This is a genomic window from Arthrobacter silviterrae, from assembly GCF_011045165.1.
In the GTDB taxonomy this organism is placed as follows: domain Bacteria; phylum Actinomycetota; class Actinomycetes; order Actinomycetales; family Micrococcaceae; genus Specibacter; species Specibacter silviterrae.
Genome location: NZ_JAAKZI010000006.1, coordinates 23,336 through 43,520, shown reverse-complemented (window position 1 = coordinate 43,520; position 20,185 = coordinate 23,336). Strand labels below are relative to the sequence as shown.

Genomic DNA, 20,185 nt, shown 5'->3' with positions numbered 1-20,185 from the left:
CATGTCCAACCATGCAACGGGACAGGGCGCCCGCGCCCTCCGGTCAAGCGACCAGCCACTTCTGGACATCCAGGACCTGGCCATCACCTTCGAAACCTCCAACGGTCCGGTCGAGGCAGTGCGCAACGCACACCTGACCATCATGCCCGGAGAGACAGTGGCCATTGTGGGGGAGTCCGGTTCGGGCAAGTCCACCACGGCCCTGGCCGCCATCGGCCTGCTCCCGTCCAACGGGCGGGTCAGCGGCGGCAAGATCATTTTCGACGGCGAGGACATCACCAACGTCAGCAGCAAGCGGATCGTCGAACTGCGCGGAAACTCCATCGGCATGGTCCCCCAGGACCCCATGTCGAACCTGAACCCCGTATGGAAAATCGGTTTCCAGGTCAAGGAGACGCTCAGGGCCAACGGCCTGGACGGCGCCAATTCCAAGGAACGGGTCGCGGAAGTGCTATCCGAGGCAGGTCTCCCGGACGCCGCCGCACGCGCCAAGCAGTACCCGCACGAGTTCTCCGGCGGCATGCGCCAGCGCGCGCTGATCGCCATCGGCCTGGCCTGCCGGCCGCGCCTGCTGATCGCCGATGAGCCCACGTCCGCCCTGGACGTGACAGTGCAGCGGCAGATCCTGGACCACCTCGACAAGATGACCACCGAGCTCGGCACGGCCGTGCTGCTGATCACCCACGACCTCGGCCTGGCCGCGGAACGTGCCGAGAAGCTGGTGGTCATGTACAAGGGGCAGGTGGTGGAATCGGGTCCGGCGCTGGAGATCCTGCGCAACCCGCAGCACCCCTACACGCAGCGCCTGGTCAACTCCGCGCCGTCGCTGGCATCCCGCCGGCTGCAGTCGCAGAAGGCCAAGGATGCGCTGGCCGCGGCCGTCGCGGACCTGGACACGCCCGTTGACGGCGAGCACCCGGCTCCCGTCGCGCCGAGGACAGTCCCCGCGGCAGCCAAGCCGGTGAGTGCCGACGGCCGCCAGCACGCGCAGGCCGGCGACACCATCCTGGAGATCAAGAACCTCACCAAGGTGTTCAAGCTCCGCGGCGCGCTCGGCAAGTCCACGGACTTCAAGGCTGTGGACGACGTGTCCTTCTCGGTTCCGCGCGGCACCACCATGGCCATTGTGGGCGAGTCCGGCTCGGGCAAGTCCACGGTGGCGCAAATGGCGCTGAGCCTGCTGGCCCCGACCGAGGGCAGCATCCTGTTCGACGGTGTTGAGGTCAACACGCTGAAGGGGAGGGCGCTCTTTGACTTCCGCCGCCGCGTGCAGCCCATCTTCCAGGACCCGTATGGATCGCTGGACCCGATGTTCAACATCTACCGGACCATTGAGGAGCCGCTGAAGATCCACAAGATCGGCGATTCAAAGTCCCGGGAGAAGAAGGTCCGAGAGCTGCTGGACCAGGTTTCCATGCCTGCCAGCACCATGCACCGCTACCCGAATGAGCTCTCCGGCGGCCAGCGCCAGCGCATCGCCATTGCGCGTGCCCTGGCCCTCAACCCAGATGTGATCATCTGTGACGAGGCAGTGTCCGCCCTGGACGTGCTGGTGCAGGCGCAGGTGCTGAACCTGCTCAACGAGCTGCAGGAGGACCTGGGCCTGACGTACCTGTTCATCACGCACGACCTTGCCGTGGTCCGCCAGATTGCAGACCACGTCACTGTCATGCAAAAGGGCCGCGTCGTTGAGGCCTCCTCCACGGATGAGGTCTTCAGCAACCCGAAGCAGGTCTACACGCAGGAGCTGCTCAACGCCATTCCGGGAGCCACGTTGCTGGTTTAGCGAAGCCCCGGCTGGTGCCACAAGGCCGGCACGCCCATGAATTTTACGTGGGCGTGCCGGCCTTTTGCCGTTCCCCCGTTCACGCCCGGCGGCCCGCGGCGAGTAGATTGGTTGCCATGGACATCAGCCCCGACACGCCCACGCCGCAGCTCCTGCCTGGGCTCGGCCCCGATGCCACCCTCCTCTTTGTGCACGCCCACCCGGACGATGAGTCCATCGCCACGGGAGCCACCATGGCCGCCTACGCCGCCGCCGGGGCGCGCGTGGTGCTGCTGACGTGCACACGCGGCGAGCTGGGCGAGGTCATCCCGCCGGAGCTGGGCCACCTGGAAATTGGGCGTGAGCTCCGCCTCCCCGATGAGCCTGGGATGCACGACGCCGGCGGGCCGGGTCCGCGGGCCGCGGCGGATGGCACGGGGCTGGCCCGGGAGCGGGAACGTGAACTGGCTGCCGCCCTTGTGGCATTGGGCGTCAAGGAACACGTGTGGCTGGGACAGGGTGCCACTGCGCCGGCGGCAGGGCCCGTGGTTTTCCGGGACTCAGGGATGCAGTGGGGTCCGGATGGCCGCGCCATGGCCGCGGACACCGTCCTGGACGGTTCGCTTTCACGCACCCCGCTGTCCGAGCTTGCCGCGCTGGCGGCCCAGCTGATCCGTGCGCTGCGCCCGGATGCACTCGTCACCTATGCGCCCGACGGCGGCTACGGCCACCCCGACCACGTGCGTGCGCACCAGCTGTCCATGGCGGCATTGGAGCTGGCGGCGCAGCCCGGAGGTGCCGGCAGCGGGACCCTCAGTGACGGGACCCGTGCGGACGGCTGGCGGGTGCCACGCGTCTTCGCGATTGTCAGCGACCGGCCCGAGCGCCCCCTGGGGGAGGGTGTGCCGCGCATTGCCGTGGACGGCAACGTGGCCGCGAAGACCGCAGCGATGCGGGCGCACCGAACCCAGATAACGGTGGAGGGCAGCCGTTACGCGCTCTCCGACGGTGTCTGGAAGGACATCTCCGGGACCGAGGAGTTCATTGAAGTCCTCCGGGCGCCAGCGGGAGGCATCGCATCAGGCAGCATCGCATCAGGCAGCATCGCATCAGGTGGTGCCGCCTCAAGTGGGGCGGGCGGGGACGAACCCGGCCAAGTTGCAGTTGAAGGGCCCGTGGGCGCCACGGTGTGCCAATGAGCGGTCCGGAGCTGGCGGACCGCCACGAACCCGGTGCCCGGATGCCCACGCCGCGGCGCTGGGCGGTGGTTGCTGCGGCATTCGGGGCCGGGATCGGAACGGGCCTGCTGGGCACTTCGCTGCACGGCCACGCCTTGTATGGGACCGGCTACATTGTGCCGCTGGGCGCCGTGGCGGCGCTGGTCATGCTGGCCGCCGTGGAACTCTTCGTTGGCCTGTGGGGCAGAAGCGCCTGGGTGGTGGTGCTGTGCGGCGGTGCTGCCTACCTGTGCGCCGGCCTGCTGTCGCTGCGGCTCGGCGCGTTTGGCATGATCTCGGCCAACCTCCAGGGCAACTTGTGGCTGTACGGCATTGCCGTGCTGACGCCTGTCATGGCGTGGATTGCTGTGCTGATCCTGAGGCCGGGCAACACCACGCGCGGAAAATAGCTGCCGCAGTGCCCGCCGAGAGTACGGATGCGGCGGGTCGGCGCTGATCCGGGCCGCCCCAAGTGTCCTTTCGGCGCGGGGAGCGGGCGCTACGCCGGCGTTGCGCGCCGTTCGCGCCGCGGTGGCGGCGGGGGGACAGCCTTGGCGAGCTGGACGTCGTCGAGCTTCACCATTACGCTGCCGGTACGCGTGGCCACGGTGCAACTGGCGGAGTCGCGGGCCTCGAGCGTGCCCAGGGCATCGGTGGTGCCGCCGGGAATCCGGTACCGGACCACCACGCGGGTGCCGAGGGGAACGCTGGACAAAAGCTGGAGTGGATGGCTCACCACTTCATACTAAGTCTCGCCAGGATGCATGGCCGTCCCCCGTGGGGGATAATGAACATACCCGGCTCCCGGCCGGGGTCGAGCCGCAAATGAGGAAGGTTGGGGACGTGACGTATGTAATTGCGCAGCCGTGCGTGGATGTCAAGGACAAGGCATGTGTTGAGGAGTGCCCTGTTGACTGTATCTACGAGGGTGAACGCTCGCTCTACATCCACCCCGACGAATGCGTTGACTGCGGTGCCTGCGAACCTGTCTGCCCCGTGGAGGCCATCTACTACGAGGACGACACCCCCGAAGAGTGGGCCGAATACTACAAGGCCAATGTGGAGTTTTTTGACGTCCTGGGGTCCCCGGGCGGAGCCGCCAAGATCGGCAACACCCACACCGACCACCCCCTCATTGCAGCGCTGCCGCCGCAGAACCAGGGCTGAGCGCTGCTGTGACCCCGCCCCAGGCAAAGCCCTTTGGCCTGCAGCTGCCCGAATACCCTTGGGAGGCCATGGCGCCCTACCGGGCCACGGCCGCCTTGCACCCCGACGGCGTGGTGGACCTGTCCATCGGCACGCCCGTTGACCCGACGCCCACGCTGATCCAGGGGGCCCTGCAGGCTGCCTCGGACGCCCATGGCTACCCCACCACGCACGGCACCACGGCCTTGCGCCAGGCCGTTGTGGACTGGTTTGCCCGGCGCCGGAACGTGCCCGGCCTGGACCCGAATGATGTCCTGCCCACAGTGGGTTCAAAGGAACTGGTGGCCTGGCTGCCGCTGTTGCTGGGCCTCGGTGCCGGGGATGTGGTGGTCCGCCCCACCGTGGCCTATCCCACCTACGACATGGGCGCCGAGTTTGCCGGCGCCACCGCAGTTGCCGCGGACTCCCTTGACGAGCTCGACGCCGGCACGCGGGCCCGCGTGCGCCTGGTGTGGGTGAACTCCCCGGGGAACCCCACCGGCATTGTCCGCGGCGTCGAGTCCCTGCGGGAACTGGTGGGGCAGGCCCGGGCCGTTGGCGCAGTCGTCGCCTCCGACGAATGCTACGGGGAGCTGGGCTGGGGTGCCTGGGACCCGGAAAACGGCGGGGAACCGGTCCCCAGCGTGCTGGACCCGCGCGTGTCCGGCGGCAGCAACGACGGCCTCCTGGCCGTCTACTCCCTCAGCAAGCAGTCCAATGTGGCCGGCTATCGGGCCGCCTTCGCGGCAGGAGACGCCGCCATCATCGCGAACCTCGTCAACAGCCGCAAGCACGCAGGCATGATTGTTCCCCGCCCCGTCCAGGAAGCCATGCGCGTGGCGCTGGGGGATGACTCCCACGTCAGCGCCCAAAAGGCCCTCTACCGCAACCGCCGGGCCAAGCTGGTGCCCGCGCTGGAATCCTTTGGCCTGGCCATCCACCACTCCGAGGCCGGACTGTACCTGTGGTGCACGGCCGGGGAGGACACCTGGACCACCATCGGCCGGCTCGCGGAGCTGGGCATTGTGGCCGGCCCAGGTGTTTTCTACGGAGCCGCCGGCAACGGATTTGTCCGGGTGGCGCTCACCGGGACCGATGAGCGCATCGATGCCGCTGTCCGGCGGCTCAAGGGCTGAACCGGCCCGGCACGGCCCATGGCGGAGACACAAAACGGGGCAGGATTAGTGTAGAAGGGCACCCAAGCGGTAGTTTCGTACTTAGACGTTTATGCCGCCGCGCGCCTTGACGCCAGCCTGGGCCCCCGCCCGGCGGGCACTTTGGGGCCACACGGTGCGCAGGTCAACCCTGCGGGCTGGACAGCTGCATAGATCCAAGCACAGCCCGACAAGGGCTACCTCATGAAGGGGACTCCATGACTGACTCCACGAGCGCAACACTGCGCTACGACGGCGGGGAACTTATTCTCCCGCGCATCGAAGCGGTAGAAGGCAACGCCGGTTTCGACGTATCCAAGCTCCTCAAGGACACCGGCGCGGTCACCTACGACCCCGGCTTCGTCAACACTGCGGCCACGTCTTCCGCCATCACGTACATCGACGGCGACAAGGGAATCCTGCGCTACCGCGGCTACCCCATTGAAGAACTGGCTGAGCACTCCAGCTTCCTGGAAGTGTCCTACCTGCTCATTTACGGCAACCTGCCCTCCGCCTCCGAGCTGGAAAAGTTCGACCAGCGGATCCGCCGCCACACCATGCTGCACGAGGACTTGAAGGGTTTCTTCGGCGGCTTCCCCCGTGATGCTCACCCCATGCCGGTGCTTTCCTCCGCAGTGTCGGCGCTCTCCACTTTTTACCAGGACTCCCTGGACCCGTTCGACGACGAGCAGGTGGAGATGGCCACCATCCGCCTCATGGCCAAGATGCCCGTCATCGCCGCCTACGCGCACAAGAAGTCCATTGGCCAGCCCATGCTGTATCCGGACAACTCCATGGGCCTGGTGGAAAACTTCCTCCGCCTGAGCTTCGGCCTGCCCGCGGAGCCCTACGAGATGGACCCCGTGGTGGTCAAGGCACTGGACCTGCTGCTGATCCTGCACGCCGACCACGAGCAAAACTGTTCCACGTCCACCGTGCGGCTGGTGGGCAGCGCCAACGCCAACATGTTCGCCTCCGTTTCCGCCGGCATCAACGCACTCTTCGGCCCGCTGCACGGCGGCGCGAATGAGGCCGTGCTGAACATGCTCCGCCAGATCCAGGCCAGCGGCGAGCCGGTTGAGAAGTTCGTGGAGCGCGTGAAGAACAAGGAAGCCGGCGTCAAGCTCATGGGCTTCGGGCACCGCGTCTACAAGAACTACGATCCGCGCGCAAAAATAGTCAAGGCCACGGCCCATGAAATTCTGGCCAAGCTGGGCGGAAATGACGAACTCCTCGACATCGCCATGCGCCTGGAAGAAGTAGCCCTGACGGACGAATACTTCATTTCCCGCAAGCTCTACCCGAACGTCGATTTCTACACCGGCCTGATCTACAAGGCCATGGGCTTCCCGGAAAAGATGTTCACGGTGCTCTTCGCCATTGGCCGCCTCCCGGGCTGGATTGCCCAGTGGCGCGAAATGATGAAGGACCCCCAGACCAAGATCGGCCGCCCGCGCCAGCTGTACACAGGCGAACCGGAGCGCATGTATCCCTCGCGCTGACCCTCGGCACCACCGGAGAAGAAGATGTTGAAAATGATTGGCCAGGCGTCCGCCCTGGCATTGGGCCTGGTCACCGTGGTGGTGGTCGTGGTGGCGCTGGCCGGGCACCCGGAGCTTTGGCCGGTGGCCATTGTTGCCGCCGTCATCACGCTGGCGCTGGTGGCCGTGGTCCTGGTGGACAGGCAGCGCCGGGCCGCCGGCAAGTAGCCGTGCACTGAAGTCCGCGCGGATTTCCGCCACGGGCGCCGTAATGGGGAAACAGGTGAAACATCTGTGCTAAAAAAGACTTGTGCCGAAAATTGTTGACGCGGATGACCGCCGCGAACTCGTAGCCGATGCCGTCTTCGCCGTCATTCTCCAGCAGGGCCTGGCACAAGCGTCGCTACGCAACGTGGCTGCCCAGGCCGGGCTGGCGCTGGGGTCGGTGCGCCACTACTTTGACAACCAGGCCGAGCTCATGGAATTTGCCTTCCGGGTGAATTCCGAGCGCATCCACCTGCGCGCCCTGGACGCCCTGGAACTCCTGGAACAACACGCCCTGCCCCGGGACCCCGCCGCCGTCGTGGACAAATGCGCAAGCGTGCTCGAGGAACTGCTGCCGCTGGATGACTTGCGCCGCGGCGAGGCCGTGGTGCACATGGAATTCATGCTGGCCGCCCGCACCGACAACAATCTTCAGAACGCGGCCCGGGACGACTACCGTGCCACCGGGGCAGTGGTGGGCCGGGTGGTGCTGGCACTGCTGGGCAGCGGACTCATGGCCGGATCGCCCGAACCCGTTGACGAGGCCGAGAGGCTCATTGCCGTGCTGGACGGGCTGGGCCTGCGCCTGGTGCTGCAGCCCGCCTGGGCAACCCCGGAACAAGGCCGGACCACGCTCCGCCGCCACCTGGAATCGCTGCTGGCACCCTAGGCGCCCCGGCTGCCCGCCCCTGCCGCTCCACCGTGCAAAAGGGTAATCTTGGACGTGGGAGGCCGCAGTCTGCGGCCGCTGGAGGCGAGAACCATGCATCATACGGGCGGGCCGGGCTGGCGGATCACCATGGACACGTCAGGCCCCATGTTGATTGCACTGTACATTCGGGATGTGGCGGGCCTGACGGGGGCCGGCAGCCCCTCCCTGTCCCACGTGGCACCGCACGTCCGCGCGGCCGACCACAGCAGGCTCACGGCCCATGTGGGCGGCGAAAAGGCGCTGCGCGGGCAGTGGGAAGCCTGGTGGGGCACCCTGTTGGTGCAGCCGGACGGGACGGAGCCGGCCATGACTCCGCCGTCGTTCCCCGAGTTCAATGCGATGCCTGCGCTGCAACGGGTGGTCCAGGCACACTTCGGGGCGGCCCTGACGTGGTCCCGGGAACAAAGCCGCGCATACTCGCTCATGGCGGCTGAACGAGAGACGCTGGGCGGGCACAAGATCCTGGCGGACCTGGTGCAGAACCGGGAAATGGAACTGGGCCGCAGCGCCCGCGACTTCACCCTGACCATTGTGGAGATGCCGCTGGCCGAACAGCGGGCCTGGTTCATTGAACCGGACAGGCTCATCATGAGCGAACACCTGCTCGATGACCAGCAAAACTTCCTTAGCTACGTCCAGCCCGTCGTGGAGCTGCTCGTCTAGGAACCGGCCGCGGCCATCGTGATGACCACATTGCCCCCGGCGTTCCCGGTGCCCTTCCACCCAACGTTTGTGCCGGCGTCGTTCGTGTTGCGGTCCCAGGCCAGGCCGCCGTAGCTGACATGGGTCAGGCCAAGTTGGGAAGCATTGGCAACGGCCCAGTGCGCCACGGCCCACCCCATGTTGCCGGATGCCGCTACCTCGAGGGTGGTGGCGGACTGCCCCGGCGTGGTGGCGACAGGCAGGGTGCCCAGCGCCTGCTTCAGCGCAGCCTCAACGGCGGTGGGGGAGCCCGCCGCCGTTGCCGGGGGAAGGGTGCAGCTCAGCGCCCCCGGCGACTGGCCCGTCAAGGCGGAGGCAAAGGCGCGGGACAGGCTCTCGTGTTGGGCGTAGGCGTGCGGAAAGGCGGAGCGCTGGACGATTTGGGCGGCGTCGTTCAGGGGCATGTCAACGTAGCCGGGCACCTTGTCCAGGGCGCTGTAAAACGCGTTCGTGGAGTAGACGGGGTCCATGATTTGCGCCACCGTGCCCCAGTCCTGGGAGGGCCGCTGCTGGAACAGTCCCACGGAATCCAGGTCGCCGTAGTCAATGTTGCGCAGCTTGGACTCCTGCAGGGCAGTGGCGAGTGCAATCGAGGCGGCCCGCGCCGGCATGCCGCGCTGAATGGAGATGCCGGAGATCAGCGCCGCGTAGCTCGTCTGGTCAACGGCCAGCGTGTAGGGCGTGCCGCCCACCGTGGCCGTGCAGCCCACGCTGAGCCCGGGAGCCAGGGCGCCGCGCAGGTAGCTTGCCACCCAGATGCCGCCGCCCACCAACAGGCCGGCGGCGACCAGGGTGACGGTCAGCAGTACTGCAAATGCCCGGCCGCGCCGGCGTCGCTTGGTGTTGCGCAAGCGGCCCTAGTTGCTGTGCAGCGAGTCGTTGAGGGAGACGGTGGAGCCGTGCCGGGGGAGCACCTCCACCTCGCCCGTGCTGGAATTGCGGCGGAAGAGCAGGTTGGCCTTGCCGGAAAGCTCGCTGGCCTTGACGATGACGGCGGTGTCTTCGCCGTCGTCGTCCTTGGGGCCCTGGACACGCACCCGGGTTCCCGCCGTGACATAGAGGCCGGCCTCCACCACGGAGTCGTCGCCAATGCTGATGCCGACGCCGGAATTGGCACCCAGGAGCACCCGCTCGCCCAGGGTGATCCGCTCCTTGCCGCCGCCGGAGAGGGTGCCCATGATGGAGGCGCCGCCGCCCACGTCGGTGCCTTCACCGACCACCACGCCGGCGGAAATGCGGCCTTCCACCATGGAGGCTCCCAGTGTGCCGGCGTTGTAGTTGACGAAGCCTTCGTGCATGACTGTGGTGCCGTCGGCCAGGTGGGCGCCGAGGCGGACGCGGTCGGCGTCGGCAATGCGGACACCGGAGGGGACCACGTAGTCCACCATGCGCGGGAACTTGTCCACGCCATACACCGTGACCGGACCGCGGCGGCGCAGCCTGGCCCGGGTGAGTTCAAAGCCCTCCACGGGGGCCGGGCCGAAATTGGTCCACACCACGTTGTTGAGCTTGCCGAAGATCCCGTCCAGGTTGATGGTGTTCGGGGCCACCAGGCGGTGGGAGAGCAGGTGCAGGCGCAGGTAGGTGTCGACGGCGTCGGCGGGAGCTTCATCAAGGTCGATTTGGGCGAAGACCACGGTGGGCGTGACGCCGCGGTCGTCGTCACGCCCGGCAACGGCAAGCGCCGTCAGCTCCGGTCCGGCCTCGCGGACCGTGCCAAGTGAGTTGACGGAGGTGCCCAGCGCGGGGCTGGGGAACCACACATCGAGGACTGAGCCGTCATCGGCAATGGAGGCCAGGCCGTGTCCGTGTGCGGTGCGTTCGGCGGGCGTTGCTGGGTTCTGCGTCATGCATGCAGTCTATCGACTTGCCGGCCCGGATCGAAAAGTTCTCGCCGCCTTGCGCCGCCGCCAACACCGCGCCCGGTAAACTTGGGCGGTGACTTACGACGACGACGCCCCCGCAGACCGCCCCGCACCCTCGCTTGACCTGTTTGCCGATGTGGCACTTTTGACCGCTGCCGTGATGGACATCGAGAGCGTCTCCGGCAACGAGGCTGCGCTGGCCGATGCCGTGGAGTCCGCCTTGCGGGGGCTGGGCCGGCTGGAGGTCACCCGCAACGGGGACGCCGTCGTCGCCCGGACCATGCTGGGCCGGGCCGAGAGGATCATTCTGGCGGGGCACCTGGACACCGTGCCGCTGCCCACCGTGGCCGGCTCGCGCGGGACGGTGCCTGTCTCATGGGACGGGAAGGTGCTGTACGGCCGCGGGGCCACGGACATGAAGGGCGGCGTGGCCGTCCAGCTGGCCATTGCGGCCACGGTGCCCGAGCCCAGCAAGGACATCACCTTCATCTTCTATGACAATGAGGAAGTGGCGGCCGTCAAGAGCGGGCTGGGACGGCTGGCCCGCGAGAACCGGGAATTGCTGGACGCAGACTTCGGCATTTTGCTCGAACCCACCAACGGCACGGTGGAGGGGGGCTGCAACGGCACCATCCGCTTTGAGGCCACCACCAGCGGCCTGGCGGCCCACTCGGCCCGCGCCTGGATGGGGGAGAACGCCATCCACAAGGCCGCGCCCATCCTGGCGCGGCTGGCAGAGTATGAGCCGGCCACTGTCACAGTTGACGGGTTGGACTACCGCGAATCCCTCAATGCTGTGAAAATCCACGGCGGCACGGCCGGAAACGTGATTCCGGACCAGTGCGTGGTGGAGATCAACTACCGCTTCGCCCCGGACAAATCGCCCGCCCAGGCCGAGGCCCATGTCCGGGAGCTGCTTTCCGGCTTTGAGCTGGTGTGCACGGATTCTTCGGCGGGAGCCCGGCCTGGCCTCAACGCTCCCGCGGCAGCTTCGTTCGTGGCGGCCGTGGGCCGCGAGCCCCTGCCCAAGTACGGCTGGACGGATGTGGCACGGCTGAGCGAGATGGGCATCCCGGCCGTGAATTTCGGTCCGGGCGATCCCCTCCTGGCCCACAGCGACAACGAGCACGTGGACGCGGATGCGATCCGGGAGTGCCTGGCCGCCCTGACCCGCTGGCTCGGCTGATACCCAAGCCCAAGCCCAAGCGCCGCCGTCGCCCCTTAAACCCCAACTGTGTGCCAGAAGCTGCACGAAAACCGCGTAGAAAACGATTTCGCGATGCAACTTCTGACACACAGTTGGAGGGGTTAGCCTGCCAGGCCCACGCGGGTCTTGACGACCTTGACTCGGGAGGACATCTTCGACTCCACCAGCTTGGCAATGCCGGAGAGGATCAGGCACAGGCCCACGTAGATGACGGCCGTGACCATGAGCGCCGGGACCACGGGGGAGCCGTATTGGCCCTGGGAACCGAGGAAGTCGGCGTAGTACAGGACCTCGTTGTATGTGATCAGGAAGCCCAGCGCGGTGTCCTTGAGGATGACCACCAGCTGCGAGATGATGACGGGCAGCATGGAGCGGACGGCCTGCGGCAGCAGGATGATCCGCTGCACCTGGCCCTTGCTCAGGCCCACGGCCAGCCCGGCCTCGCGCTGCCCCTTGGGCAGCGACTCGATGCCGGCACGGAACACCTCGGCCAGGACCGAGCCGTTGTACAGGATCAAGCCGACGACGACGGCGATGAACGGCGTAATGCCCTTAACCCCGGCGGACGGCAGGCCGTAGTACACGATCATCATGAGCACGAGTACCGGGATGGCGCGGAACAATTCGGTGAACCAGTAGCAGGGCACCCGAACCCACTTGGAGTCGGCCAGGCGGCCGAAGGCCAGGAGGATGCCCAGCACCAAACTGCCGACGGCTGACGCCGCGAACGCCTTCAGCGTGGCACCGATGACAGTCAGGAACATTTGCTGGACCCGCGGGAAGGTGAAGATCTCCCACTTTTTTGCCGTGAACTGGCCCGATTCATTGAACCTATAGAGGATGAAGGCAATGATGCCGACCACCACAAGGACAGTGAAAACGTTCAGGAAAACGTTGCGGGTACGGGCCTTGGGGCCGGGAACGTCAAAGAGTACCGAGCTCATCGGGCCACCCTCCACTTCTTCTCAAGGTAGCGTTGCAGCGGTGTCAGGATGCCCAATACCAGCAGCACAAAAATCAGGGCCACCCACAGCAGGCCCGGCAGCAGAGGTTCGCCGCGTTCGCTGAGGTAGGCGCGAATGGCGCCGGCCTCGAAGACGGAGAAGCCGGCCGCAACCGTGGTGTTCTTCAGCAGCGCGATGAAGACGCTGAACAGCGGCGGCAGCACGGAGCGGAACGCCTGGGGCAGGACGATCAACGTCAGGGTTTGCATGAAGGGGAGGCCGATGGCCCGGGCGGCCTCGGACTGGCCCACGGCAACAGTGTTGATGCCTGAGCGGATGGCCTCGGAAACATAGGTGGCCGTGTAGAGCGAGAGGCCCACGATCGCAGCGGTCATGAAGCTGATTTCCGGCAGTCCCAGCTTCGGGTAGCCCAGGGCAAAGAATGCCAGGATCAGCGTCAACGGGGTGTTGCGGACGGCGTTGACATACAGGGTGCCGGCCGCTCGCATGGCGGGGGCCGGGGACACGCGCATGCCGGCCACGATGGTGCCCAGGATCAGGGCAAAGAACGCCGAGATGACAAACAAGATGCCGGTGTTCTTGAAGCCGGTGACAAAGAGCTCGCTGTTGTCAATGAGTACGTTCACAGTGCAGTGTCGCTTTCAGTGATGTCGAGAGGACGAAGCCGCAAGGCGGTGTGCCGGTCCCCAATGCCGGCACACCACCTGCGGCGTTGGACTGTTAGTACTGGTCGACCTTCGGCTGTTCCACCGTGGTGCCCGACTTGCCCAGCGTGTCCTTGTAGATCTTGGTCCACGTGGCGCCGCCGTCGGTCAGGGTCTTGTTCAGGAAGGTGCGCAGCGCGGTGTCGCCCTTGGCCAGGCCGACCCCGTACTTTTCAACAGTGAACGGCTGGCCCACTACCTTGAGACCATCCTGAGACGAAGCGAAGCCCAACAGGATGGCCTGGTCGGTCGTCACCGCGTCCACAGAACCGTTCTTGAGGTTCTCCACACATTTCGAGTAGAGGTCGAATTCGACGGGAATGGCCTTCGGGAAGTTTTGGCGGATGTTTTGGATGGGCGTGGAACCCGTGGCCGAGCAAACCTTCTTGCCGTCCAGGTCCTTCTCGCTGTTGATGGTGGTGTTCGCCTTCTGCACCAACAGGCCCTGGCCCGTGATGAAGTAGGGGCCGGCGAAGTCCACGATCTTCTTGCGCTTGTCCGTGATGGAGTAGGTGCCCACGTAGAGGTCCACGTCGCCGTTGGCGAGGGCCGTTTCACGGTTGGCGGACGGGATGGCCTTGAACTGGATCTTGTCCTTGGCAATGCCCAGGGAAGCCGCCATCCAGGTGGCAATCTCGATGTCAAAGCCGGTGCGCTCGCCCGTAGCGGCGTCGAGGTAGCCCAGGCCGGGCTGGTCTTCCTTGACACCGATGCGGATGGCGCCGGCGGACTTGACCTTGTCGTACGTGGGGCTGCCGGTCAGGGCAACGGTCTTGGCGACGTCAAAGGCGGGCCCTGCCGCGTCGGAGGAACCGCCCCCTGCGGTGCCACCCCCGCCGCAACCGGACAGTGCCAGGCCTGCGGCAGCGACGATCGCCGCAACACTGAGGCTCTTTCGGCTAAAGAAGTTCTTCATGGTTTCCTTTCATAAACGGCCTGTGCGGCCGCCGGTGCGGGTGAAAAAATTTGAGCGTGATGGGACTCAACGGATGGGACTGAAAATTCGGCTTGCCAGCGGCTGGTCAGCCGTTGGTCAGGATCTTCGAGAGGAAGTCCTTGGCGCGGTCGCTCTGCGGGTTGGTGAAGAATTCATCCGGGGTGGCTTCCTCCACGATCTGTCCGTCGGCCATGAAGACAACCCTGTCTGCAGCCTTCCGGGCAAATCCCATCTCATGCGTGACCACCACCATGGTCATGCCCTCCTTGGCCAGTTCCACCATGACGTCCAGGACCTCATTGATCATTTCAGGGTCCAGGGCGCTGGTGGGCTCATCAAAGAGCATGACCTTCGGCTTCATGGCCAGCGCGCGGGCAATGGCCACGCGCTGCTGCTGCCCGCCGGAGAGCTGGGCCGGCAGCTTGGCAGCCTGGTGGCCCACGCCAACACGTTCCAGCAGCGCAAGTGCCTGCTTGTCGGCGTCGGCCTTGGAAGCGCCCTTGACCTTGATGGGGCCAAGCGTGACGTTTTCCAGGATGGTCTTGTGGGCGAACAGGTTGAAGGACTGGAAGACCATGCCGACGTCGGCGCGCAACGCTGCGAGCCCCTTGCCTTCCTTGGGCAGCTCGGCACCTTCAATGGTGATGGAGCCGTCATCAATGGTCTCGAGGCGGTTGATGGTGCGGCACAGCGTGGACTTGCCGGAGCCCGAAGGCCCGATGACCACCACCACCTCACCCTTTTTGACCTGCAAGTTGATGTCCTGCAACACGTGGAGGGGGCCGTAGTGCTTGTTGACGGCCTTGAGCTCCACGAGGGCAGTTGCCTGTACGGGAATAGTCATGAAGCGAATCTATCGAACATTTCCACTTACGGTAAATGAGTTTCACGATTCGCCACCGATCGTTGCGTGTTCGATACCTCTGCTGGAATGCTTGGGGCCGCTTTCACGTACGCTTGGAGGCATGAGTGCACCCACCGGTTCCAGCAGCCCCCTCCGTTCCAAAAAGCCGCGTTTCGGCAGCTGGCGGAAAGGCGCGGCCGTGGGGTCAACTGCCGACTCCCGCCTCCTGGATACCCCGCCCAGCAGCGACTTCACGCACACGGACCCGTGGCGGGTCATGCGGATCCAAAGCGAGTTTGTGCAGGGCTTTGACTCCCTCGCCGAAATTGGCCCCGCCATCAGCGTGTTTGGCTCCGCCCGCACCAAGCCCGGCACCCGGCACTATGAGATGGGCGTTGAGGTGGGCCGGCGGCTGGTGGAAGCAGGCGTGGCCGTCATCACCGGCGGCGGGCCCGGCTCCATGGAGGCCGCCAACAAAGGTGCCTTCGAGGCCGACGGCCTCTCGATCGGCCTGGGCATTGAACTGCCTTTTGAGCAGGGCATGAACCAGTGGGTGGGACTCGGCGTGGACTTCCGCTACTTCTTCGCCCGCAAGACCATGTTCGTCAAGTACGCACAGGGCTTCGTGGTGCTCCCCGGCGGGCTCGGCACGCTCGATGAACTTTTTGAGGCCATGGTGCTGGTGCAGACCAGCAAGGTCACGCAGTTCCCCATTGTCCTGGTTGACTCCGCGTTCTGGAGCCCGCTGGTGGCCTGGATCAAGGACACCATGGTGGAGCAGGGGCTGGTTTCTCCCGGGGACCTGGACATCATCGCCCTGGCCGACACCCCCGAGGAGGCGGTGGCCCTGGTCATGGCAGGCGAGGCCGGGAACAAGGTCGCCGCCGGCTGAGCCGATCATCTGGCACCATTGGTGGGGTGAGCTACTTCCTGATTTTCCTGGCCGTCATGCTGGCCGCCGCGGTGGCGATGTATGTGGTTGGCCTGAAAAAGCCGGCCGGCGCCGTGTACGACGACGGCCTGGCCGCCCCCGTGGACGGGCTCCCTCCCGTGCTGCTCCCCGCAGGGGCCGTGCCCGCCGACATTGACAGGCTCCGTTTTGCCCTGGGCCTGCGCGGCTACCGCATGGACCAGGTCGACGAGGTGCTGGACCGCCTGCGTGACGAGTTGGCCGCCAAGGACAGCCGCATCGCAGAGCTTGAGGCCGCCCTGGCGGCCGGGGGCCCGGACGACGCTGCGCCGTCACCGGACGCGAGCGGCACCCAACCGGACGGGGAAGGCTAAAGCATGGAAAACGTCGTCGTCGGTTCCGATGGAAAACCCCGCTGCGCCTGGGCCGGGATTGAATCGGACCTGCTCTACCAGCGCTACCACGATGAGGAGTGGGGCCGTCCCGTGGCGGGGGAGCGGGAGCTTTTTGAGCGGCTGAGCCTTGAGGCGTTCCAGTCCGGGCTGAGCTGGATCACCATCCTGCGCAAACGTGAGGCGTTCCGGGAGGCGTTCGCCAACTTTGAGCCCGCCGCCGTGGCACGCTTCGGCCCGGCGGACGTTGACCGGCTGATGGCCAATGCCGGGATTGTCCGGAACCTGATGAAAATCAACGCCACGATCGGCAACGCCAAGGCCATCCTGGCACTGCCCGACGGCGTGACGCTGGGCTCGCTGCTGCACGGGCACGCCCCCGCGCCGCGCCCCGCCGGGAGCCCCGTGCCGGCGAAAACAGCCGAATCCACGGCCCTTGCAAAGGAGCTGAAGAAGCGCGGATTTGCCTTCGTCGGGCCCACCACCGCCTACGCCATGATGCAGGCTGTGGGGCTGGCGAACGACCACCAGCCCGGCTGCTGGGTGGCGGAGACCCTGGCCGCGGACCCGGTGTGAGGCCGCCGGCCCGGCTCCCGTCCAGTGTGGAAAAGTCCGGCTGGGCTGGCACGGTGCTGGCGTCCTGGCTGGCCCCCGTTGTGGTTCCTGTGCGCGGCGCCCTCCGGACGGCGCCGTGGTGGCTCAAGGTGGTTTTGGTGTACCTCGGTGCACGCGGGGTCTCCTTCATCATCCTGGCCGTGGCGGCCTACCATGCGGGCGAATCGCCGTGGAGCGGGGCCCGGCCCGACTACCTCACGTTCATCAACCGCTGGGACGCAGGCTGGTACGAACGCATCTTCAACGGCGGCTACCCGGACACCATTCCCCGCAACCCCAACGGGACGGCACAGCCCAACCAATGGGCGTTTTACCCGCTGTTTCCACTGCTGGCCCGCGGGTTCAACGCCGTCACGGGCCTGCCGTGGGCGGAGGTGGCGCCGCTGGTGGCCGGGCTGGCCGGGCTGGCGGCCGCGCTGGTGATCTACCGCCTGTTTGCGGTGGTTGCCCACGCCGCACCTCCGGGTACGGCCTTGTGGGGCACCGCCTTCTTTGCCACCTTTCCCATCTCGCCCATTTTGCAGGTGGGGTATGCCGAGTCGCTGAGCACCTTCCTGCTGGCTGCGTCCCTGTTGCTGCTGGTCCGGCGCCGGTACTGGGCGGCCGTTCCCGTCATGGTGCTCATGTGCCTTTCGCGGCCGGCCGGGGTGCCGTTTGCCGCCGTCGTCGGCATTCACCTGCTCCTGCGGTGGCGCAGCCGGCGGAGCGAGCCGTTGGGGAGCCGCTCAGCGGCAGGGGGACTTGTGCTGTTTGCTGCCAGCGGGGTCATGGCGTTTGCCTGGATGGGCATTGCCTGGGCTGTGACGGGGGAGCGCACCGCCTATACGGACACCGAAACGGCCTGGCGCGGCACCGGCCTGGTCCTGTTCAAGCCCTGGTTCGACGCCGGAGTCCAGCTGGCAGGGCCGTTCTTTGGTCCGCTGCTGCCCGTGCTGTTGGTGGTTGTTGCTGCACTGTACCTTGGCTCGCAGTCCGTGCGGCGGATGGGCACTGAGCTGCGCCTGTGGTGCGCCCTGTACATGGCGTACCTGTTCGCTGTGCTGGACCCGCAGTCGAGCACCTTCCGGATGATGCTCCCGCTGTTCCCGCTGGCGCTTGCCTCGGCCTTCCTTTCGGCCGACAGGGCCTACCGGTGGGCCGTGGTGGTCATGTTTACGCTGCTGCAGATTGTATGGGTGGTGTGGCTGTGGCAGTTCTCCGCCGTCAGTACCGGGCAGGCGTGGCCGCCGTGACGGGTGCGTGCGGGGTGTGTCCTCAGGTGCCGGCGGGAGCCCCCGATTAGCACCCGGTGGCCCAAGTGCGGAATAATGGATTGTGAGGGATACAACACGAATCCTCATGTGGGGAAAGCCCACATACCGTGTGGGTTCGTACTATGAAAAGGGGAAGTCCTGATGGCGGCCATGAAACCCAGAACCGGCGACGGTCCAATGGAAGTGACCAAGGAGGGGCGCAGCCTGATCTTGCGGCTCCCGCTTGAAGGCGGCGGCCGGCTTGTGGTGGAAATGAATGCCGACGAGGCAAGCAGTCTCAAGGACTGCCTGGTGGGCGTGACTGAGTAGCAAGCACCTCCATTTCCACCGCTGATGTACCTGCGGGGCAGCTGCTGCTGTCCCGCTTGGCGTTTAAGCCGCATGGGGCCGCGCTCAGCGCTTGGCTGCGTTCAGCGCTTGGGGGGAACCGATCAGCGCTTGGGGGCTGCGCTCAGCGCTTGACGGCGAGCAGCAGGCCGTCCCCCGTGGGCAGCATGGCCGACATGAGGGAGTCGTTGTCCCGGATCACCTTGCCCACCCGGCGCAGCACCACGGTGCTGGCTTCGCGGATGGCAGGATCGGAAACCCTGTCCTTGTCCAGGGCGTCGTTGATGACCAGCAGCCCGCCGGACTTCAGCAGCCTGATGCCCTGCTCCACATAGTCAGGGAAGCTGGGCTTGTCGGCATCGATGAACACCAGGTCGTAGGCGGCATCCGTGAGGCGAGGCAGCACATTCTGCCCGCGCCCGGAGATGGTGCGCGTGCGGTTGGCGCGGGAACCGGACTCAATGAACGCCTCGCGGGCGGCGCGGAGGTGGTCCACGTCGGGATCAATGGTGGTCAGCACCGCCGTCGGACCCAGACCGCGCAGCAGGGCAACCCCGGAGACCCCGGCCCCGGTACCCACCTCCACTGCGGTTTGCGCCTTCGAAGCCGCCGCCAGGACGGTCAGGGCGGCCGCAACGCCATGGCTGACGGGGAACAGGCCCAACTCGTGGGAGCGCTCACGGGCCCGGCGGAGGACGTCATCCTCCACGGGAAGGCCTTCCGCATATGACCAACTGGTGGACTTGTCAGCGCTCATGGGTGCCGGTTCCTAAACTGTCGCAATGATTTCCTCTAGCCTACTGCCTGCGCCGTGGGCTGAATTTACCCGATTGCCCAGCAAAATGTCAGCTTTCCTTGGCACAATGTTGGGACCCGGGGATGACATGCCCGGGCCGGTCCGGGGCCACAAGCCGTCCGGCCGGGAGCCGCAAGAGACGAGGTGCCGCCATGAGTTCCGCCGCCAGCTCCGCAGCCATCACCGCGGATTCCGACACCATGCCCCCGCGGTCCGTGCAGGACTGGGTTGCGCCGTCGTGGGATGAGGTGGTCACCAACCATTCCGCCAAGGTCTTCCGCCTGGCCTACCGGCTGACAGGCAACAAATACGACGCCGAGGACCTCACCCAGGAAGTTTTTGTCCGGGCTTTCCGCGCCCTCGCAAACTTCAAGCCGGGCACCCTGGACGGCTGGCTGCACCGCATCACCACCAATCTTTTCCTTGACCAGGCACGCCGCAAGCAGCGGATCCGCTTTGACCCGCTGGCGGACGACGCCGAGTCCCGGCTTGCGGGTTCGGACCCCGGCCCGGAACGCACCTTTGAATTCAACAACCTCGACGTCGACATTGCCGCCGCCCTGGAGGCCTTGCCGCCGGATTTCCGTGCCGCCGTGGTCCTGTGCGACATGGAGGGCCTGTCCTATGACGAGGTGGCCCACACGCTGGACATCAAGCTGGGGACCGTTCGCTCCCGGATCCACCGCGGGCGTGCGATGTTGCGCGAGTCGCTGGCCGACCGGAACCCTGCCCGCAGCCGCGACGGGCGCGGGCCCAAGAAGCCCCGGCTGTCCCTGCCCCGGATTGTGGGCGCATCAGCCGCCCTGTAGCATTCGATTCAGCGGGCAAGACCGCGACAACGGCCAGAATTTGGACCATTGCCCCTGCGGAATCGTTGCTTTTAGCCTTGA

At 66.3% G+C, this 20,185-nt stretch carries 24 protein-coding genes; 16 read left to right on the top strand and 8 right to left on the bottom strand.

Annotation, left to right across the window (positions count from 1 at the left end; all coding sequences use genetic code 11):
• The first annotated feature begins 1 nt into the window (after position 1).
• The 3 genes from G6N77_RS05270 (at position 2) to G6N77_RS05260 (ending at position 3,392) form a co-directional block, all read left to right on the top strand.
• Positions 2 to 1,786 carry a dipeptide ABC transporter ATP-binding protein gene (locus G6N77_RS05270; RefSeq protein WP_165180971.1) on the top strand — a complete coding sequence of 595 codons (1,785 nt, stop codon included), beginning with the start codon at positions 2 to 4 and terminating at the stop codon, positions 1,784 to 1,786.
• Positions 1,787 to 1,902: 116 nt separating this feature from the next.
• Complete coding sequence (locus tag G6N77_RS05265; RefSeq protein ID WP_165180970.1) at positions 1,903 to 2,964, top strand: PIG-L family deacetylase; 1,062 nt, start codon at positions 1,903 to 1,905, stop codon at positions 2,962 to 2,964.
• Positions 2,961 to 3,392: a hypothetical protein gene (locus G6N77_RS05260; RefSeq protein WP_165180969.1), complete on the top strand. Its 432-nt coding sequence runs from the start codon at positions 2,961 to 2,963 to the stop codon at positions 3,390 to 3,392. Before G6N77_RS05265 ends, G6N77_RS05260 begins: the two co-directional genes overlap by 4 nt.
• Before the next feature lie 89 nt (positions 3,393 to 3,481).
• Here G6N77_RS05260 and G6N77_RS05255 read toward each other — a convergent pair whose 3' ends face one another.
• A complete protein-coding gene (locus tag G6N77_RS05255; protein WP_165180968.1) occupies positions 3,482 to 3,718 on the bottom strand; it encodes a putative acetyltransferase in 237 nt (78 codons plus the stop codon).
• 107 nt (positions 3,719 to 3,825) lie between these two features.
• On the opposite strand from G6N77_RS05255, the gene fdxA reads away from it, so the two are divergent.
• From fdxA to G6N77_RS05225, 6 genes are all read left to right on the top strand, one after another.
• Entirely contained in the window at positions 3,826 to 4,149 is a 324-nt protein-coding gene (fdxA, locus tag G6N77_RS05250) for a ferredoxin (RefSeq protein ID WP_113718865.1), read from the top strand.
• 8 nt (positions 4,150 to 4,157) lie between these two features.
• The gene (dapC, locus tag G6N77_RS05245; RefSeq protein WP_306987141.1) at positions 4,158 to 5,303 is read left to right on the top strand and encodes a succinyldiaminopimelate transaminase; all 1,146 of its coding nucleotides are present in this window, start codon (positions 4,158 to 4,160) and stop codon (positions 5,301 to 5,303) included.
• A 236-nt stretch (positions 5,304 to 5,539) separates the two neighbouring features.
• Positions 5,540 to 6,823, top strand: a complete 1,284-nt coding sequence (locus G6N77_RS05240) for a citrate synthase (RefSeq protein WP_165180967.1) — start codon at positions 5,540 to 5,542, stop codon at positions 6,821 to 6,823.
• Positions 6,824 to 6,847: 24 nt separating this feature from the next.
• Positions 6,848 to 7,030 carry a hypothetical protein gene (locus G6N77_RS05235; RefSeq protein WP_165180966.1) on the top strand — a complete coding sequence of 61 codons (183 nt, stop codon included), beginning with the start codon at positions 6,848 to 6,850 and terminating at the stop codon, positions 7,028 to 7,030.
• A gap of 82 nt (positions 7,031 to 7,112) precedes the next feature.
• The gene (locus G6N77_RS05230) at positions 7,113 to 7,736 is read left to right on the top strand and encodes a TetR/AcrR family transcriptional regulator (protein ID WP_165180965.1); all 624 of its coding nucleotides are present in this window, start codon (positions 7,113 to 7,115) and stop codon (positions 7,734 to 7,736) included.
• A gap of 93 nt (positions 7,737 to 7,829) precedes the next feature.
• The gene (locus G6N77_RS05225; protein ID WP_165180964.1) at positions 7,830 to 8,441 is read left to right on the top strand and encodes a hypothetical protein; all 612 of its coding nucleotides are present in this window, start codon (positions 7,830 to 7,832) and stop codon (positions 8,439 to 8,441) included.
• Here the strand turns inward: G6N77_RS05225 and G6N77_RS05220 are convergent.
• Both G6N77_RS05220 and dapD read right to left on the bottom strand, forming a co-directional pair.
• Positions 8,438 to 9,331 (bottom strand): hypothetical protein, encoded by an 894-nt coding sequence (locus G6N77_RS05220; RefSeq protein WP_165180963.1) that lies wholly within the window; start codon positions 9,329 to 9,331, stop codon positions 8,438 to 8,440. The two genes, G6N77_RS05225 and G6N77_RS05220, sit on opposite strands and share 4 nt — an antisense overlap.
• A gap of 6 nt (positions 9,332 to 9,337) precedes the next feature.
• Positions 9,338 to 10,330 (bottom strand): 2,3,4,5-tetrahydropyridine-2,6-dicarboxylate N-succinyltransferase, encoded by a 993-nt coding sequence (gene dapD, locus G6N77_RS05215; RefSeq protein ID WP_165180962.1) that lies wholly within the window; start codon positions 10,328 to 10,330, stop codon positions 9,338 to 9,340.
• Positions 10,331 to 10,418: 88 nt separating this feature from the next.
• On the opposite strand from dapD, the gene dapE reads away from it, so the two are divergent.
• Complete coding sequence (gene dapE / locus G6N77_RS05210) at positions 10,419 to 11,531, top strand: succinyl-diaminopimelate desuccinylase (RefSeq protein ID WP_306987138.1); 1,113 nt, start codon at positions 10,419 to 10,421, stop codon at positions 11,529 to 11,531.
• Positions 11,532 to 11,653: 122 nt separating this feature from the next.
• On the opposite strand, the gene G6N77_RS05205 is transcribed toward dapE, so the two are convergent.
• The 4 genes from G6N77_RS05205 to G6N77_RS05190 form a co-directional block, all read right to left on the bottom strand.
• Positions 11,654 to 12,496, bottom strand: a complete 843-nt coding sequence (locus G6N77_RS05205) for an amino acid ABC transporter permease (protein ID WP_165180961.1) — start codon at positions 12,494 to 12,496, stop codon at positions 11,654 to 11,656.
• Entirely contained in the window at positions 12,493 to 13,143 is a 651-nt protein-coding gene (locus G6N77_RS05200) for an amino acid ABC transporter permease (protein ID WP_165180960.1), read from the bottom strand. The genes G6N77_RS05205 and G6N77_RS05200 overlap by 4 nt, the downstream gene beginning before the upstream one ends.
• A gap of 94 nt (positions 13,144 to 13,237) precedes the next feature.
• Positions 13,238 to 14,137 (bottom strand): glutamate ABC transporter substrate-binding protein, encoded by a 900-nt coding sequence (locus G6N77_RS05195; protein WP_165180959.1) that lies wholly within the window; start codon positions 14,135 to 14,137, stop codon positions 13,238 to 13,240.
• A 106-nt stretch (positions 14,138 to 14,243) separates the two neighbouring features.
• Positions 14,244 to 15,002: an amino acid ABC transporter ATP-binding protein gene (locus tag G6N77_RS05190; RefSeq protein WP_165180958.1), complete on the bottom strand. Its 759-nt coding sequence runs from the start codon at positions 15,000 to 15,002 to the stop codon at positions 14,244 to 14,246.
• Positions 15,003 to 15,123: 121 nt separating this feature from the next.
• On the opposite strand from G6N77_RS05190, the gene G6N77_RS05185 reads away from it, so the two are divergent.
• From G6N77_RS05185 to G6N77_RS05165, 5 genes are all read left to right on the top strand, one after another.
• Entirely contained in the window at positions 15,124 to 15,894 is a 771-nt protein-coding gene (locus tag G6N77_RS05185) for an LOG family protein (RefSeq protein ID WP_165180957.1), read from the top strand.
• Between the two features lie 26 nt (positions 15,895 to 15,920).
• A complete protein-coding gene (locus G6N77_RS05180) occupies positions 15,921 to 16,286 on the top strand; it encodes a DivIVA domain-containing protein (protein WP_306987134.1) in 366 nt (121 codons plus the stop codon).
• 3 nt (positions 16,287 to 16,289) lie between these two features.
• Complete coding sequence (locus G6N77_RS05175; RefSeq protein ID WP_165180956.1) at positions 16,290 to 16,880, top strand: DNA-3-methyladenine glycosylase I; 591 nt, start codon at positions 16,290 to 16,292, stop codon at positions 16,878 to 16,880.
• Complete coding sequence (locus G6N77_RS05170; RefSeq protein WP_306987132.1) at positions 16,877 to 18,151, top strand: hypothetical protein; 1,275 nt, start codon at positions 16,877 to 16,879, stop codon at positions 18,149 to 18,151. The genes G6N77_RS05175 and G6N77_RS05170 overlap by 4 nt, the downstream gene beginning before the upstream one ends.
• Before the next feature lie 162 nt (positions 18,152 to 18,313).
• Positions 18,314 to 18,481 carry a DUF3117 domain-containing protein gene (locus tag G6N77_RS05165; protein ID WP_165180955.1) on the top strand — a complete coding sequence of 56 codons (168 nt, stop codon included), beginning with the start codon at positions 18,314 to 18,316 and terminating at the stop codon, positions 18,479 to 18,481.
• 142 nt (positions 18,482 to 18,623) lie between these two features.
• On the opposite strand, the gene G6N77_RS05160 is transcribed toward G6N77_RS05165, so the two are convergent.
• On the bottom strand, positions 18,624 to 19,256 hold the full coding sequence (locus tag G6N77_RS05160; protein WP_165180954.1) for an O-methyltransferase: 633 nt from the start codon (positions 19,254 to 19,256) through the stop codon (positions 18,624 to 18,626).
• Positions 19,257 to 19,447: 191 nt separating this feature from the next.
• On the opposite strand from G6N77_RS05160, the gene sigE reads away from it, so the two are divergent.
• Positions 19,448 to 20,104 (top strand): RNA polymerase sigma factor SigE, encoded by a 657-nt coding sequence (gene sigE, locus G6N77_RS05155; RefSeq protein WP_165180953.1) that lies wholly within the window; start codon positions 19,448 to 19,450, stop codon positions 20,102 to 20,104.
• Positions 20,105 to 20,185 lie beyond the last annotated feature (81 nt).